Consider the following 16,002-nt stretch of genomic DNA (forward strand, 5'->3'; position numbering starts at 1 on the left):
TTTACTTCGGCATGATGACCGTATCGATCACATGGATCACACCATTATCGGCTGCGATGTCGGTCTTGGTGACGGTGGCCTTGTCGACCATGACCTTGCCGCCCGCAACTTTTACTGCGAACGCGCTACCCTCGACGGTCTTGACGTCGCCAGGCTTGACGTCGGCAGCCATGACTTTTCCAGGCACCACGTGATAGGTCAGTACCTTGGACAGTGCTGCCTTGTCTTTCAGCAGGGCGTCCAGCTTGGCCTTCGGGATTTTTGCAAAGGCGGCGTCAGTCGGGGCAAAGACGGTGAACGGACCTGGACCCTTCAGGGTATCGGTCAGGCCGGCAGCTTGCACCGCAGTGACCAGGGTGTTGAAGGTGCCGGCCGATTTCGCGGTATCCACGATGTCCGCCGCCTGGACGGACGCGAAGGCGAATGCGAGGGGCAAAGCAATCAAGATCTTTTTCATATTGGCTCCAGAAGTTGGGTTGATAGGTTCGCAATGAACCGACCTGAAGCCAATTTACGTGGATTTAGTAGCGTAGTCTAATGTGTGAATCGAATCTGTCCTATAAAATGGGTTCAAACCTTGTTCATTTGATGATCTCAAGAAAGGGGAGCACTCGTGCGCGAGCAACTGGTCAGACTGCCGCGTACTGTTGAACACGTAACCGTCATTTTCTTCAGTGTGTTACAGCATTCGTTATCAATATCTGGTTCAATTTGGGACACTCAATCATGGATTCATTCAAAACGGGACAAGAGCGGATCATGTACCGCACTGGCGCAGCGGCACGGTTAGCCGGCTTGCCAGTTGAAACGCTGCGCGTATGGGAGCGCCGCTACAGTCTGTCGGATGCCCAGCGCTCCGAGCGTGGCCAGCGCCTCTACTCGGCCGAACAGGTCGCGCGCCTCGGCCTGCTCAAGCAGCTGGTCGACCAGGGGCACTCGATCGGTGTCCTTGCTGGCCTGAGTCGTGATCAGTTGCAATCGATGCTGGGCATGGATGGACAGGCACGGGCCCTCCAGGCAGCGCCGGTGCGTGTGCTGCTGGTGGGCGCCATGCTGGCGCGGCGCGTCGCCGCCATGGGGCAGAGCGCCCTCGGCCTGGATGTACGCGGCAACGCCGCGGGCCTTGCAATGGCGGAAGAGTTACCACGTGACGCAGGCGCCGACGTACTGGTGATCGAGCAGTCCGAACTCGATGAACGCGTGATGCCGGCCATTGCCGCCGCGCGCGAGGCGAGCGGCGTTGCTGCGGTCGTCGTGCTGTACCGCTTCTGCTCGAGCGCCACGATCCGCACCCTGCGTGCGCAAGGCTGCCTGGTCGCGCGTATTCCGGCCGACCTGAACGAACTGGCGCTGCTATGCCAGTCTGCCCTGACCGGCCATCGCCCGCCGCTACAGGAGCCGGTGGCCGCCGCCGTCGCCCCGCCGCGTTTTGCCGACGAGGACCTGGCCAATATCGCGGCCGCTGGTAACCGCCTGACCTGCGAATGCCCGCGTCACTTGACCGAATTGCTGATGATGGTGGGCAGCTTCGAGCGCTACAGCCAGCATTGTGCATCGCGCAATCCGGAAGACGCCGCCCTGCATGCCGAACTGGCGCTGGCTTCGGGCCGCGCGCGGGTCGTGCTGGAAGCGGCGATGGAACGCCTGGCTCTCCAGGAAGGATTGCCGCTGCCAAAAGGCTGGGCCTGAAAGACCAGTGAGGTCGAACGCCCCGGTTCAGCTCAGGTTCATCTGCCAGGACACGCCAAAGCGGTCATTCAGCCAGCCTCGCCGCTTTTGTAGTGCTCGATCTGCTTGACTTCGGAGCGGGCGAACAGCGAAACATAGAAGCGCATCGCTTCCTCGGCCGTACCTTCGAACATCAGGAATGGAGTGATGCTGCGTGCCATCGACGACTCCTTTCGAAAGGATGATGAAGCGGAGCGCTCAGCGCGCCGGTTTCCAGCCGGCCGCCATGACGTCGGCAAAGCTCTGGCCCATGATCTCGACCGCCTTCTGGTTAGCGCTGATGAGCCGGCCGAATGACTGTTGCTGGACCGACACGGCATTCCTGGTCAAGGCTTCGGCGCATGACTGCGAGGCGGCGATGAAAGCCTTCATCGTCTCTTCCATGATGATCTTGGACGAGCTGATCCAGAGCTGCTCCACGCTGGCGCGGGTCGAATCCGCGTAGACATTGGCGATTTTCAGGAATGCATCTTGATAGGGCACGGCGTTCAGCTGGACAGTCGATGCGGTGAACTGCGGGTATGCGGTCGTCATGACACATCCTCTCGGGCAGATGGCTGGTTGAAGTGGGGAAAAACGCATTGCGCGTCGCCCATCAGTATAGGCCGAGTATTGACGTTGTCTACAGCATTGGGCAAGTTGTCGAACTGGTCAGGCGTCGATATCGGCCGTCCAGTCGCCACTCTTGCCGCCATGCTTCTCCATCACCCGCACGTTGGTCATCACCATCCCCCGATCGACCGCCTTGCACATATCGTACACAGTCAGCAGGCCCACCTGCACGCTAGTCAACGCTTCCATCTCGACGCCAGTCTTGCCGATGGTCTCCACCTGCGCCCGGCAATGCACGCTACTGGCCGCCTCGTCGATCTCGAAATCCACCGCCACGCGCGTGATCGGCAGCGGATGGCACAGCGGCACCAGGTCGCTGGTGCGCTTGGACGCCATGATCGCCGCGATGCGCGCGATGCCGATCACGTCGCCTTTCTTGGCATTGCCCGACGTGATCAGGGCCAGCGTTTCCGGCTTCATGCGGATGGTCCCGGCCGCCACCGCGGTGCGGTGCGTGTCCTGTTTCGCGCCGACGTCGACCATATGGGCCTGGCCGGTGGCGTCGAAGTGGGTCAAGTTGTCTGCGGTGGGGATCGGATTCGTCATTACTCGGTCGGTGTGTTCTGATTACAAAAAGGTTCGCTGGGCAGCAACATGCACCCGGATGCAGGTATGATAGCACCGTGAAATCCGTCGTCCGTCCAGCATTGGCGCGCCGCTGGCGCTCCTCATTGTCCGTCATGGCCTTGTGCATGGCGACCGTCTTCCCCGTTGCAGCGCAGTCCGACGTGTTCAGGCGGCCCGATTCGACCCGCCTGCCCACGCTTGGCGACACCGCGCGCGGCGACCTGTCGCCCGTCGTCGAGCGCAAGCTGGGCGAGGAGTTCATGCGCGACATCCGGCGCGATCGCGATTACCTCGACGATGAGCCGATCTCCGAATACCTGAACAATTTTGGCAACGGCCTGGTCTCCGCCGTGCCCGGCGCGCGCGGCGAGACCAACGCCGACTTCCACTTCTTCGCCGTGCGCGATCCGGCCCTGAACGCATTTGCGATGCCGGGCGGTTTCATCGGCGCCCACTCGGGCCTGATCATCGCGGCCCAGACCGAATCGGAACTGGCCGGCGTGATGGCGCACGAGATCGGCCACGTCACCCAGCGCCACATCGCGCGCAGGATCGGCCAGCAGCGCCAGGATATCCTGCTGCCGCTGGCGTCGATGATCCTCGCGGCGCTGGCGGCCCGGGCCAGCTCGGATGCGGCCATGGGCGTGCTGATGGGCGGCCAGGGCCTGGCCGTCCAGCGCCAGCTGAACTTCAGCCGCGACGCCGAGCGCGAAGCCGACCGCGTCGGCTTCCAGATCATGGAGGCGGGCGGCTACGATACCACCGGCATCGTCGCTTTCTTCCGGCGCTTGCAGGCAGCCTCCAGGCTGTATGGCGACCTGCCGCCCGGGCTGGCCAGCCTGAGCAGCCACCCGCTGACCCAGGAGCGGATCACCGATATGCAGGCGCGCATCCGCGAGATTCCCAAGAAGCAGCGCGTCGATAGTCTCGACTTTCATCTGGTGCGCGCGCGCGCTCGCGTGCTGCAGGACGCGAGCGAGCAGGGCCGGCGCGAGATCCGCGCCACTTTCGAGGCCCAACTCAGAGACCAGCCCCACCGCCAGTGGCAGGCCGGGGCCCAATACGGCTTGGCCTACCTGGCGCTCAAGCAGAATGACCTGGCCGGCGCCCAGCGCTGGCTCGACAGGGCGCTCGAGACCATGAAGCCGCGCGAAGGCGTGTTGTCGGTGGCGGCGTCGAACGTGGGCGACGGCGCGACCATGTTCGCCGGGCTGGCGCTGGAGATCAAGATGGCGCCGGGCCAGCCAAGGGCCGTGCTGGAAGAAGCGGTCAAGGAAGCGGATGCGGCGCACCAGCGCTACCCGCTGTCGCGCTCGCTCGCGCACCAGTACGCGGAGGCGCTGATCGCGACCGACCGGTTCGACGAGGCCGCGCTGTTCCTGCGCGACCAGGCCCAGCAATATCGAGAGGAACGCAAGCTGCACGACATGCTGGCCAGGACCTATGCCAAGCAGGGCAAGTTCGCGCTGCAGCACATGTCGCTGGCGGAGTCGTACGTGCTGGCCGGCGCCGTTCCTGCGGCGATGGCCCAGCTCGAACTGGCGCGCAAGGCCAGCGATGCGTCGTTCTACGACCAGGCCGTGATCGATGCGCGCGTGCGCGAACTGCAGGAGAAGCAGAAGAAGGCGAAAGAAGAAGCCGAAGAGCGGTGAGCGCGCCTACGGCGCCGGCGTCTGCTTGAATCCGAACCTGGCCGGCATCTCCTCGTCCGCCACGCGCTCGACGGCAAGCTGCTTGCCGTTCCACGGCAGGAACAGGCGGCCGTTGCCATCTTCGAGCCACGCCATCACCGCCTCGTCCGAAGCCGCGGCGCCATCGAGCTCGAGCATGCCCAATACCTGTGCCATGTCGCGGTCGTCCAGCTGCGCCACCGTCTCGCCCGCCACGAACACCAGCGCGCCGGCATCGCTCAGACAGATCCGTTCGACATCGGCCAGCGCCTGCCCGGTCTGCAATACCAGCCCCTGCTGCGGATCGGTGCGCGCGATGAAAGGCGTGGCTTCCAGATTCACGTACACGCGCTGCGGCCCGTTCTGGAAATACCAGTTGCCGCGCTCGTCGTGCAGGTAGTTACGGTTGATGAAACCCACCAGCTTGTCATTGTTCAGCCGGTCGCCCGGCGCGTTGGCGCGCTGCGCCGCTTCGTCGCGCATGCGCCAGCCGCCGCGCGCATCGAGCGCGAGCCAGCCATAGCAGTGGGGCACGTTCGGCCACTTGGCCATTGCCTGTTTTACGATTTCATCCATAGTGTTTAGAACCTGTCCCGGTGGGTGAGAGTCGTTCCTGCCGCGCCTGGCAAGCGTGCGCTGCGTTGCTCGTCGTTGCATGGCTCGCCATGCGGCCTCCTCGCGCCTTGCTCACGCTCGCCATGCATCGCCATGAACTTCCCCTCACCCACCGGGACAGGTTCTAGCAGCATCGCACGGTTCGGCCGGCGCCAGCGCGCGCATGCTGCCTACAGTGTCGAAATGGTGAAGGATACGCCGCGGCAGCCAGTCGATCCGTCCCGGGAACGGCCCGACGGCAAAGCCGACGTGCCCGCCCTGTTTGGGATACTCGAGCGTCACCGCGTTGGATGCCGACGCCGGCAGATGGATGCCCGGCAAGAAGGGATCGTTGCGGGCATTGAGCACCAGGGTCGGCACCGTGACGTCGTGCAGCACGTGGCGGGCACTGGCGCGGTTCCAGTAGTCGTCGGTGTCGCGGTAGCCATGCAGCGGCGCGGTGACAACGTTGTCGAAGGCGTACAGATCGCGCGCGGCCAGCAGGGCGGTGCGGTCGAACAGGTCAGGAAATTGCTCCAGCTTGGCCAGGCACTTCGGCTTGAGCGTCTGCAGAAACATCCGGGTATACAGCAGATTGAAGCCGGACGACAGCGCTTCTCCGCCGCGCGCCAGGTCGAGCGGGGCTGACACGGCGCAGGCGGCATCGACGATTTCCGCGCCGTGGCCCGATTCGCCCAGCCAGCGCAGCAGCGCATTGCCGCCCAGCGAGACGCCGGCCGCATACAGCGCGCCTTGGTGGGCTGCGCGCAGCTTGCGGATGATCCAGTCGACTTCGCTCGCGTCGCCCGAGTGATAGAAGCGCGGCGCCAGGTTGGCTTCGCCGGAGCAGCCGCGAAAATGCGGCACCACGCCCGACCAGCCGCGCGCGGCGAGCGCCGCCATCAGGCCGCGGGCGTAATGGCTGTTGGAACTGCCTTCCAGGCCATGGAATAGCACCACCAGCGGCTGGCCGGGCTGGCCATCCACGAAGTCGAGATCGACGAAGTCGCCGTCCGCGCTGTGCCAGCGCTCGCGGCGGTAGGCGACCGGCGGCTTGGCGATGCAGGTCGCCGGATAGATGGTCTGCAGGTGGCCGCCAGGCAGCCACGAGGGGGCGGGGTAGTGCATGAATGAAAGGCAGCTCAGAGAAAACTCACCACCATTGTCAGCCCTAAAACGTCGTTCCCGCGCAGGCGGGAACCCAAGTTTTTCAAGCGCTATCGATACGCCTGCAACTTAGGTTCCCGCCTGCGCGGGAACGACGTGCGTACTGTAGCGAGAAAATCAGTGGTGCTCGAGCAGTAGCGAAAAAATCAGTGGTGCTTGAGCACGGTGCCCGGCGCCAGGCGATAGCCGGTGCCGCAGTAAGGGCACTTGGCCTCGCCATGGTGGTCGAAGTCGAGGAAGACGCGCGGGTGCGAGGACCACAGCGGCATTGCCGGGTTGGGGCAATAGGCCGGCAGGTCCTTGGCCGTGAGCTCCACCACAGGCATCGTCTTTTGATTCATCTGTTTCTCCGTCAGGCAAGTTAGGCAAAGACTGGATTTTAACGGATTCGCTCTATTGTCGAAATGACCGTAAAATAATGCGCTCAGCATAAAGAGCAAGAGCGACGCCTGTTATATTGGGCGTCCAGCCCGTAACACATCCATCCATGCGTTTCATGCCCGACCGTTTCAAGCCTGCCGCCTTCGCCGACATCCCTGTCCGCCGTTGCAAGAATGCCACACCTTTTGGTGAGATGCGTGTGGTGTTGCGCGCGCCGCAACCCGCTGCATGAGCGCGGCCGACGATCCAGGCCAGCTTTCCGCCGCCATCGGCGACGCGCCGAGCCGCGACGCCTGGAACGAAGGTTTCAAGACCGGCCTGCCGACCCTGTTCGGCATCGCCGCCTGGGGCCTGGTGGTCGGCATCGCCATGGTCAAGAGCGGCCTTTCCGTGCCGCAGGCGATGGGCATGACCTTGTTGGTGTTTGCCGGCTCGGCCCAACTGGCCTCGCTGCCGCTGATCGCCGCCCAGGCCCCGATCTGGGTCATCTTCGCCACCGCCCTGGTGGTCAACCTGCGCTTCGTGATTTTTTCGGCACTGCTGGGGCCGCACTTCGCTCACTTGCCGTGGAAGCAACGCTTTTATCTTGGCTATATCTCGGGCGATCTGACCGTCGCGCTTTTCCTGCAGCGCTATCCGACCCTGGCGCCGGTGGCGGGCAAGCTGTCCTACCTGAAGGGCTTGATGTATCCGAACTGGTTTGCCTGGCAGATCGGTTCCCTTGTCGGTATTTTCCTCGGTAGCGCGGTGCCGGCCGAATGGGGGCTGGGCTTTGCCGGCACCCTGGCCATCCTGTGCATCATGGTGCCGCTGATGATCAATAATGCCGCCCTGTGCGGCGTGCTGGTGGCGGGGGCGATCTCGGTGCTGGCCTACGACCTGCCGTACAAGCTGGGGCTGCTGCTGGCGGTGCTGGTGGGGATGGTCACCGCCATGGTGATCGAAGAAACGTTGGCGAAAGCGAAGGTGCGCCGTGGCTGATTGGGAAATCTGGGTCGTGATCGGGGTGCTGTGCGTGGCCACCGCCGCCACCCGCAGCTCGTTCTGGATGATCGGCCACCGTGTGACGATTCCGCCACGGGTGCAGGAAATGCTGCGCTATGCCCCGGCCTGCGCGCTGGCGGCCATCATCGGGCCCGACTTCCTGATCGATACGCAGGGCGAGGTCCAGTTCACGCTGGCCAACCCGAAACTGCTGGCCGGGGTCGCCGCCTTCGCCTTTTATATGTGGCGTCGTAACATGCTGCTAACGATTTTATTCGGCATGCTTGTCTTTACGGCGCTGCGCATACTGCACGTTTTCGGCCCCGTCAGCTAATGTACAATGACGTTTTTTCACTATTGCCACGCCGACCAAATGGACGCTCTCCGTTTCACCCGCCTGCAAGACCTGATCGACCAACAAGCGCTGCAAGGCAAGCGCGTCTTTATTCGCGCTGACCTGAACGTCCCACAAGATGACGCTGGCAATATCACCGAAGACACGCGCATCCGCGCTTCGGTGCCGGCGATCCAGGCCGCGCTCAAGGCTGGCGCAGCGGTGATGGTGACGTCCCACCTGGGCCGTCCGACCGAGGGTGAATTCAAGCCGGAAGACAGCCTGGCGCCGGTCGCCAAGCGCCTGTCCGAGCTGCTGGGCCAATCCGTCGAATTGAAACAGGACTGGGTGGACGGCGTCGACGTCGCCCCTGGCTCGGTCGTGCTGCTGGAAAACTGCCGCGTCAACAAAGGCGAGAAGAAAAACAGCGACGAACTGGCGCAGAAAATGGCCAAGCTGTGCGACGTCTACGTGAACGATGCCTTCGGCACCGCCCACCGCGCCGAAGCGACCACCCATGGCATCGCCAGGTTCGCCCCGATCGTGGCCGCCGGCCCGCTGCTGGCCGCTGAACTGGACGCCCTGGGTAAAGCCCTGGGCCAGCCGCAGCGTCCGCTGCTGGCGATCGTCGCCGGCTCGAAGGTATCAAGCAAGCTGACCATCCTGCAAAGCCTGGCCGATAAAGTGGATAACCTGATCGTCGGCGGCGGAATCGCCAATACCTTCATGAAGGCCGTCGGCCTGAATATCGGCAAGTCGCTGGTCGAGAACGACCTGGTCGACGAGGCCAAGGCCATCATCGAGAAAATGTCCCAGCGCGGCGCGCAGGTGCCGATCCCCGTCGACGTCGTGTGCGCGAAGGAATTCGCCCCGACCGCGGCGGCCACCGTCAAGGACGTCGCTGACGTCGCTGACGACGACATGATCCTCGACATCGGCCCGAAAACCGCCGCCATGCTGGCCGAGCAGGTCGCCAAGGCCGGCACCATCGTCTGGAACGGTCCGGTCGGTGTCTTCGAATTCGACCAGTTCGCCGAGGGCACCAAGACCCTGGCGCTGGCCATCGCCCAGTCCCGGGGCTTCTCGATCGCCGGTGGCGGCGACACCCTGGCCGCGATTGCAAAATATAAGATTGCCGACCAGATCGGCTACATTTCGACCGGCGGCGGCGCCTTCCTGGAGTTCCTGGAAGGGAAGACGCTGCCTGCCGTCGACATCCTGCTGCAACGCAGCGTCTAAAAAAGAGACCCCAGCGCAGCCCTGCTGCGCTTTGTTTTTATACAAGGACAATCCATGTACCGTGGCACCAAGATCGTCGCAACCATCGGCCCTGCTTCGACCGACTTCGATATTCTCGTCAAAATGATCCGCGCCGGCGTCGACGTCGTGCGCCTGAACTTCTCGCACGGCAAGGCGCAGGACCATATCGATCGTGCTGCCCTGGTACGGCGCGCCGCCCAGGAGTGCGGCCGCGAAGTGGCCATCATGGCCGATATGCAGGGTCCGAAGATCCGCGTCGGCAAGTTTGAGGACGGCAAGATCGTCCTGAACAATGGCGACCGCTTCATCCTGGATGCCAAGTGGGGCGATGACGGCGAGCTGGGCAACCAGGAACGCGTCGGCCTGGATTACAAGGCGCTGCCGCGCGACGTCAAGCCGGGCGACAAGCTGCTGCTGAACGACGGCCTGATCGTGCTGATCGTCGACCGCGTCGTTGGCCACGAGATCTATACCACGGTCAAGGTTGGCGGCGAACTGTCTAACAACAAGGGCATCAACCGCCAGGGCGGCGGCCTGACCGCGCCGGCGCTGACCTCGAAGGACATGGAAGACATCAAGACCGCGATGAGCTTCCAGGCCGACTACCTCGCCATTTCGTTCCCGAAAAGCGCGACCGATATGGAAATGGCGCGCCAGCTGGCGAACATCGCCGGTGAGCCGTATGCCCACAAGCCGATGATGATCGCCAAGATCGAGCGCGCCGAAGCGATTCCGCTGCTGCAAGAGATCCTGGACGCGTCGGACGGCATCATGGTCGCCCGCGGCGACCTGGCCGTCGAAGTCGGCAACGCCGCCGTGCCGGCGCTGCAGAAGCGCATGATCCGCATGGCGCGCGATTCGAACAAGCTGGCCATTACCGCGACCCAGATGATGGAGTCGATGATCGTCAACGCCGTGCCGACCCGCGCCGAAGTGTCGGACGTGGCCAACGCCGTTCTGGACGGCACCGACGCCGTCATGACCTCGGCCGAGACCGCATCGGGCAAGTACCCGATCGAGACCGTCGAGATGATGGCCGCGATCTGCGTCGAAGCCGAGCAGTCCGAATACAACAAGATCGACGTCGACTTCCTGAACAAGCAGTTCACCCGCATCGACCAGACCATTGCCTATGGCACGCTGTTCACCGCCCACCACCTGGCCGTGAAGGCGATCGTGGCGCTGACCGAGTCGGGTTCGACCGCCCTGTGGATGAGCCGTCACAGCATCGACACCCCGATCTTCGCCCTGACGCCGCTGCAGGCGACGCAGCGCAAGGCATCGCTGTACCGCAACGTGCGAGCATTCAATCTGCCGCAGGAAGGCGGCAGCCACGCCGTGCTGCGCAAGGCTGAGGAACTGTTGATGAAAGAAGGGTTCGTACGCAAGGGCGACCTGATCGTCGTCACCTGGGGCTCGCCGATGGGCCAGGCCGGTGGCACCAATGCGCTCAAGATCGTGCGCGTCGGCGAGTTTGATTAAAGGGAATCAACGAGTGGCCTGAGGCGCAGTAGCGGCATTTGCCCGGCGCTGTCCAGGACGGACGGCGCCGCGCTCGGCATTCGGGATTCCCGGACAAGTTTCTTTATTGTTTTGGAGTACAACCATGGCACTCGTATCATTGCGTCAATTGCTGGACCACGCCGCCGAAAACGGCTACGGCCTGCCGGCATTCAACGTCAACAACCTGGAGCAGGTGCAGGCCATCATGGCCGCCGCCGATGCTGCCAACAGCCCGGTCATCATGCAGGCCTCGGCCGGCGCACGCAAGTACGCGGGCGAAGCCTTCCTGCGTCACCTGATCGACGCCGCCGTCGAAGCCTATCCGCACATCCCGGTCGTCATGCACCAGGACCACGGGCAGTCGCCGGCCGTCTGCATGGCCGCGATCCGTTCGGGCTTTTCCTCTGTGATGATGGACGGTTCGCTCGAGGCCGACGGCAAGAGCGTCGCCAGCTATGAATATAACGTTCAGGTGTCGCAAGAAGTCGTCAAGTTCGCGCACTCGATCGGCGTGACCGTCGAAGCCGAACTCGGCGTGCTGGGCTCGCTGGAGACGATGCAGGGCGACAAGGAAGACGGCCACGGCGCGGATGGCAAGATGACCCGCGAGCAGCTGTTGACCGACGTCGACCAGGCGGCCGACTTCGTCAAGCGCACCCAATGCGACGCACTGGCGATCGCGATCGGCACTTCGCACGGCGCCTACAAGTTTACGCGCAAGCCGACCGGCGACATCCTGGCGATCGACCGCATCAAGGAAATCCACGCCCGCATCCCCAACACCCACCTGGTGATGCACGGCTCGTCGTCGGTGCCGCAGGAACTGCTGGCCATCATCCGCGAATTCGGCGGCGACATGAAGGAAACCTATGGCGTGCCGGTCGAAGAGATTCAAGAAGGTATCAAGCACGGCGTCCGCAAGATCAATATCGACACCGACATCCGCCTGGCGATGACGGCCGCGATCCGCAAATACATGTTCCAGAACCCGTCGAAGTTCGACCCACGCGACTACCTGAAGCCGGCGCGCGAAGCCGCGATGGAAGTGTGCAAGGCGCGCTTCCTGGCGTTTGGCTGCGAAGGCCAGGCCGGCAAGATCAAGCCGATCCCGCTGGACAAGATGGCCGAGCGTTACAAGGCCGGCGAGCTGGCGCAGATCGTTCAGTAAGCCAAGCCCGCGCCTTTCGCACGTCGTTCCCGCGAAGGCGGGAACCCAATTTTCGCTGAGCAGTGGCAAGATTAAATATCACCACAATGCATGCAAGCTTGGGTTCCCGCCTTCGCGGGAACGACGTTCAGGGGGCGCGGGGCAGTTGTCAAGGCCGGCGGTTTGATCGACCGCAGCCTTTTTTGACGTAAAATATCGCATTGCACAGGCCCACACAGCCTGACTTTCTCAACCGGCGGCCCTTGTCGCCGGTTTCCGCTTTCCTGATAGCTCATCTATGAACAGCCTCTACCAATCCTCCATCCAGTCCCTGCCACTGCTCGGTCACGGCAAGGTGCGCGATAACTACGCCGTCGGCGACGACAAGATCCTGATCGTCACCACCGACCGCCTGTCGGCCTTCGACGTGGTCATGAACGAGCCGATCCCGGGCAAGGGCATGGTGCTGAACCAGATGAGCGATTTCTGGTTCGAGAAGCTCGGTCACATCGTGCCGAACCACCTGACCGGCGTGGCGCCGGAAAGCGTGGTCGCCGAGAACGAGGTGGAGCAGGTACGCGGCCGCGCCGTCGTGGCCAAGCGCCTGAAACCGATCATGGTCGAAGCCGTCGTGCGCGGCTACATCATCGGTTCGGGCTGGAAGGACTATCAACAAAGCGGCGCCATCTGCGGCATCACGCTGCCGGCCGGCCTGCGCCAGGCCGACAAGCTGCCGGAACCGCTGTTCACCCCGGCCGCCAAGGCCGATATCGGCGAGCACGACGAAAACATCTCGTTCGCCCAGATGGAAGAAAAGATCGGCGCCGAACTGGCCGCCAAGATGCGCGATATCAGCATCAAGCTGTACACCGCCGCCGCCGAATACGCAGCCACCAAAGGCATCATCATCGCCGACACCAAGTTCGAATTCGGCCTCGATGACGACGGCGTGATGCACCTGATGGACGAAGTCCTGACCGCCGATTCGTCGCGCTTCTGGCCGGCCGACTCGTACGCGCCGGGCATGTCGCCGCCGTCGTTCGACAAGCAGTTCGTGCGCGACTACCTGGAAACCCTGACCGACTGGGGCAAGACCGCACCGGCGCCAGCGCTGCCGGCGGACGTCATCGAAAAAACCCAGGCCAAGTATTTCGAGGCCATCGAACGCCTGACCGGCGAAAAGCTGAAGGCGTAACAGATGACCGAGCAAGCAAAACCCTTGGTGGGTGTGATCATGGGCTCGTCCTCGGACTGGGACGTGATGCAGAATGCTGTGGCGATCCTGAAGCAATTCGGCGTGCCGTTCGAAGCGCAAGTGATCTCGGCCCACCGCATGCCGGACGAGATGTTCACCTATGCCGAACAGGCGCGTAGCCGTGGCCTGCGCGCCATCATCGCCGGCGCCGGCGGCGCGGCCCACCTGCCTGGCATGGTGGCCGCCAAGACCATCGTGCCGGTGCTGGGCGTGCCGGTGCCATCGAAATACCTGCGCGGCGAGGATTCGCTGCTGTCGATCGTGCAGATGCCGAAGGGCGTGCCGGTGGCGACCTTCGCCATCGGCGAAGCCGGCGCCGCCAACGCGGCCCTGACCGCGGTGGCGATCATCGCCGCGGGCGACGAGATTCTTGCCGACAAGCTGGAGCAGTTCCGCCGCGACCAGACCGCCGCCGCCAAGGCCATGACCCTTCCCGTATAAGTAATATGACTCAACCGTTTCTCCCATCCGCCGATCCGTCGACCTGGCTTGGCGTGATGGGCGGCGGCCAGCTCGGCCGCATGTTCGCCCACGCCGCCCAGGCCATGGGCTACAAGGTCGCCGTGCTCGAGCCGAGCGCCGATTGCCCGGCCGGCCAGGTAGCCGACCGCACCATCGAAGGCGATTACACCGATGGCGGCGCCCTGGCCGAACTGTCGGCCCTGTGCGCGGCCGTCACCACCGAATTCGAGAACGTCCCGGCCGACAGCCTGGCGCAGCTCGCCGCCGACAGCTTTGTCGCGCCATCGAGCCTGTGCGTGCAGATCGCGCAAGACCGCATCCTCGAGAAGAAGTTCTTTGTCGATTGCGCGCCGACCTCGAAGGTGATGCCGGCCCCGCACAAGACCATCGCCTCGCATGCCGATATCGACGCCATTGGCGACGATCTGCTGCCGGGCATCCTCAAGACCGTGCGCATGGGTTACGACGGCAAGGGCCAGGTCCGCGTGCGCTCGCGCGAGGACGTGCGCGCCGCCTTCGACGGCATGGATGGCGTGACATGCCTGCTGGAGAAGATGCTGCCGCTGGCCTACGAGGTGTCGGTGCTCACCGCGCGCGGCCATGACGGCGAGTCGGTCGTGTACCCGATCGCCGAGAACGTGCACCGCGACGGCATCCTGTTCACCACCACCGTGCCGGGACCGAACGTGTCCGCGGCCTGCGCGCAGCAGGCCCAGGATGCGGCGCGCGCCATCGTCGCCCAGCTGGGTTACGTGGGCGTGCTGTGCATCGAGTTCTTCGTGCTCGAAGACGGCACCCTGGTCGTCAACGAGATGGCGCCGCGGCCGCACAACAGCGGCCACTACACCATCGACGCCTGCATCACCAGCCAGTTCGCGCAGCAGGTCCGTGCGATGGCGCGCCTGCCGCTGGGCGACGTGCGCCAGCATTCGGCCAGCGTCATGCTCAACATCCTGGGCGATGTGTGGTTCGAAGGCGAAAGCGAAGAAGCACGCGAGCCGGCCTGGGACGGGGTGCTGGCGCTGCCTGGCGCCAACCTGCACCTGTACGGCAAGAACGACCCGCGCCGCGGCCGCAAGATGGGCCACGTGACCTTCGTGGCGCCGACGCTGGGGCAAGCGCAGGGCAATCTGCGCGCCGCCTGCGCCATCCTGGGAATCGAGCCTTAAGATGGACACGCAGCAGTTCGATCCGGCGGCCATCGGCGCCGCCGCCCGCGCACTCGAATCGGGCGCGCTGGTCGCCTTCCCGACCGAGACCGTGTATGGCCTGGGCGCCGACGCCGAGAATCCGGCGGCGGTGGCCGCCATCTATGCCGCCAAGGGCCGCCCGCAAGACCATCCGGTGATCGTGCATCTGGCGCCGGAGGCGCCGCTCGACTACTGGGCCTGCGACATCCCGCCGCAGGCGCAAGCGCTGGCCGCTGCCTTCTGGCCCGGCCCGCTCACCATGATCCTCAAGCGCGCCCCGAACATCCCGGACGCCGTCAGCGGCGGCCAGGACACGGTCGGCTTGCGCTGCCCGGCGCACCCGGTGGCGCTGGCGCTGCTGCGCGCCTTCAAGGGCGGGCGCGGTGGCGTTGCGGCGCCGTCGGCGAATAAATTCGGTCACGTCAGCCCGACGCTGGCCGAGCATGTTCAGCAAGAATTCGGGCCGGACGGCAGCGTGGCCATGATCCTGGATGGCGGCCCCTCGCAGGTCGGCATCGAATCGACCATCGTCGACCTGTCTCGCCTGGACACGCACGGCCCGGTGCTGCTGCGTCCCGGCCAGATCAGTGCCGAGGCGATCGCCGCCGTGATCGACCAACAGCCGGCCGCGCCGGATGCTGCGGCGCCGCGCGCCTCGGGCACGCTCGAATCGCATTACGCGCCGCACACGCCGGTGGCGATGCAGGAACGGGCGACCCTGCTCGATACCCTGGCCGCGCTGCACGGCGCCGGCCGCAAGGTGGCCCTGATCCATATGAGCGACATGCCGGCCACCCACGCCGCGCTGCGCCTGCCGGCCGCGCCCGACGGCTTCGCCCACGCGCTGTACGCCGCGCTGCGCGCGATGGACGGGCAGGGGGGCGACGTGATCCTGGTCGAGGCGCCGCCGCAGGGCGGCGACTGGCTGGGCGTCAATGATCGTCTGCGCCGTGCAGCCCATGGTTCGACGGGCATCGTGCACGGTTTGCTCAACAGCCAAGCAAAAGTTTAATTTATATCAATAAAGCAAATGACGGAGCTCAAACGCTCCGCATTTCGCTCTCGTCTGTTACAAACCCGTCTCTTTCTGTTGGGAAAACGGTGGTTATAATCCCTTCCCTCAGGTCTACCCATCTCTTCTGATAGGT

18 protein-coding genes are annotated in these 16,002 nt (G+C 64.2%); 11 read left to right on the forward strand and 7 right to left on the reverse strand.

The features are described 5' to 3' along the window. Position 1: 1 nt before the first annotated feature. Entirely contained in the window at positions 2-457 is a 456-nt protein-coding gene (locus SOM61_RS10050) for a fasciclin domain-containing protein (protein ID WP_320473952.1), read from the reverse strand. A 269-nt stretch (positions 458-726) separates the two neighbouring features. On the opposite strand from SOM61_RS10050, the gene SOM61_RS10055 reads away from it, so the two are divergent. Beyond that, on the forward strand, positions 727-1,689 hold the full coding sequence (locus SOM61_RS10055) for a MerR family transcriptional regulator (RefSeq protein WP_320473953.1): 963 nt from the start codon (positions 727-729) through the stop codon (positions 1,687-1,689). 68 nt (positions 1,690-1,757) lie between these two features. Here the strand turns inward: SOM61_RS10055 and SOM61_RS10060 are convergent, their stop codons facing one another. The 3 genes from SOM61_RS10060 to moaC all read right to left on the reverse strand — a co-directional run bounded on the left by SOM61_RS10060 (position 1,758) and on the right by moaC (position 2,886). Beyond that, positions 1,758-1,889, reverse strand: coding sequence for a VOC family protein (locus SOM61_RS10060; protein ID WP_320473954.1), 132 nt, complete (start codon positions 1,887-1,889; stop codon positions 1,758-1,760). 37 nt (positions 1,890-1,926) lie between these two features. Then, on the reverse strand, positions 1,927-2,262 hold the full coding sequence (locus SOM61_RS10065) for a hypothetical protein (protein WP_320473955.1): 336 nt from the start codon (positions 2,260-2,262) through the stop codon (positions 1,927-1,929). A 117-nt stretch (positions 2,263-2,379) separates the two neighbouring features. Then, positions 2,380-2,886, reverse strand: coding sequence for a cyclic pyranopterin monophosphate synthase MoaC (gene moaC, locus SOM61_RS10070; protein ID WP_320473956.1), 507 nt, complete (start codon positions 2,884-2,886; stop codon positions 2,380-2,382). A 134-nt stretch (positions 2,887-3,020) separates the two neighbouring features. Here moaC and SOM61_RS10075 point away from each other — a divergent pair, with 134 nt between their 5' ends. Continuing rightward, the gene (locus SOM61_RS10075; RefSeq protein ID WP_320474123.1) at positions 3,021-4,559 is read left to right on the forward strand and encodes a M48 family metallopeptidase; all 1,539 of its coding nucleotides are present in this window, start codon (positions 3,021-3,023) and stop codon (positions 4,557-4,559) included. 6 nt (positions 4,560-4,565) lie between these two features. On the opposite strand, the gene SOM61_RS10080 is transcribed toward SOM61_RS10075, so the two are convergent. From SOM61_RS10080 to SOM61_RS10090, 3 genes are all read right to left on the reverse strand, one after another. Next, the gene (locus tag SOM61_RS10080; protein ID WP_320473957.1) at positions 4,566-5,153 is read right to left on the reverse strand and encodes a DUF2946 family protein; all 588 of its coding nucleotides are present in this window, start codon (positions 5,151-5,153) and stop codon (positions 4,566-4,568) included. A 144-nt stretch (positions 5,154-5,297) separates the two neighbouring features. Further along, positions 5,298-6,299, reverse strand: a complete 1,002-nt coding sequence (locus SOM61_RS10085; RefSeq protein ID WP_320473958.1) for a YheT family hydrolase — start codon at positions 6,297-6,299, stop codon at positions 5,298-5,300. Between the two features lie 185 nt (positions 6,300-6,484). Next, the gene (locus tag SOM61_RS10090; protein WP_109346137.1) at positions 6,485-6,679 is read right to left on the reverse strand and encodes a zinc-finger domain-containing protein; all 195 of its coding nucleotides are present in this window, start codon (positions 6,677-6,679) and stop codon (positions 6,485-6,487) included. Positions 6,680-6,947: 268 nt separating this feature from the next. Here SOM61_RS10090 and SOM61_RS10095 point away from each other — a divergent pair, with 268 nt between their 5' ends. The 9 genes from SOM61_RS10095 (at position 6,948) to SOM61_RS10135 (ending at position 15,866) form a co-directional block, all read left to right on the forward strand. Beyond that, positions 6,948-7,700, forward strand: coding sequence for an AzlC family ABC transporter permease (locus tag SOM61_RS10095; protein WP_320473959.1), 753 nt, complete (start codon positions 6,948-6,950; stop codon positions 7,698-7,700). Then, positions 7,693-8,037 carry an AzlD domain-containing protein gene (locus SOM61_RS10100; protein ID WP_320473960.1) on the forward strand — a complete coding sequence of 115 codons (345 nt, stop codon included), beginning with the start codon at positions 7,693-7,695 and terminating at the stop codon, positions 8,035-8,037. The genes SOM61_RS10095 and SOM61_RS10100 overlap by 8 nt, the downstream gene beginning before the upstream one ends. Positions 8,038-8,076: 39 nt before the next feature. After that, on the forward strand, positions 8,077-9,276 hold the full coding sequence (locus tag SOM61_RS10105; protein WP_320473961.1) for a phosphoglycerate kinase: 1,200 nt from the start codon (positions 8,077-8,079) through the stop codon (positions 9,274-9,276). 54 nt (positions 9,277-9,330) lie between these two features. Beyond that, positions 9,331-10,779 (forward strand): pyruvate kinase, encoded by a 1,449-nt coding sequence (pyk, locus tag SOM61_RS10110; protein WP_320473962.1) that lies wholly within the window; start codon positions 9,331-9,333, stop codon positions 10,777-10,779. A 124-nt stretch (positions 10,780-10,903) separates the two neighbouring features. After that, on the forward strand, positions 10,904-11,968 hold the full coding sequence (gene fba, locus SOM61_RS10115; protein ID WP_109346142.1) for a class II fructose-bisphosphate aldolase: 1,065 nt from the start codon (positions 10,904-10,906) through the stop codon (positions 11,966-11,968). A 277-nt stretch (positions 11,969-12,245) separates the two neighbouring features. Further along, positions 12,246-13,142, forward strand: a complete 897-nt coding sequence (locus tag SOM61_RS10120; protein ID WP_320473963.1) for a phosphoribosylaminoimidazolesuccinocarboxamide synthase — start codon at positions 12,246-12,248, stop codon at positions 13,140-13,142. Between the two features lie 3 nt (positions 13,143-13,145). Next, positions 13,146-13,643, forward strand: coding sequence for a 5-(carboxyamino)imidazole ribonucleotide mutase (purE, locus tag SOM61_RS10125; RefSeq protein ID WP_320473964.1), 498 nt, complete (start codon positions 13,146-13,148; stop codon positions 13,641-13,643). Between the two features lie 5 nt (positions 13,644-13,648). After that, positions 13,649-14,833: a 5-(carboxyamino)imidazole ribonucleotide synthase gene (locus SOM61_RS10130; RefSeq protein WP_320473965.1), complete on the forward strand. Its 1,185-nt coding sequence runs from the start codon at positions 13,649-13,651 to the stop codon at positions 14,831-14,833. A gap of 1 nt (position 14,834) precedes the next feature. Next, on the forward strand, positions 14,835-15,866 hold the full coding sequence (locus tag SOM61_RS10135; protein WP_320473966.1) for an L-threonylcarbamoyladenylate synthase: 1,032 nt from the start codon (positions 14,835-14,837) through the stop codon (positions 15,864-15,866). Positions 15,867-16,002 lie beyond the last annotated feature (136 nt).

The organism is Massilia sp. CFBP9012 (assembly GCF_034045115.1).
Classification (GTDB): domain Bacteria; phylum Pseudomonadota; class Gammaproteobacteria; order Burkholderiales; family Burkholderiaceae_D; genus Telluria.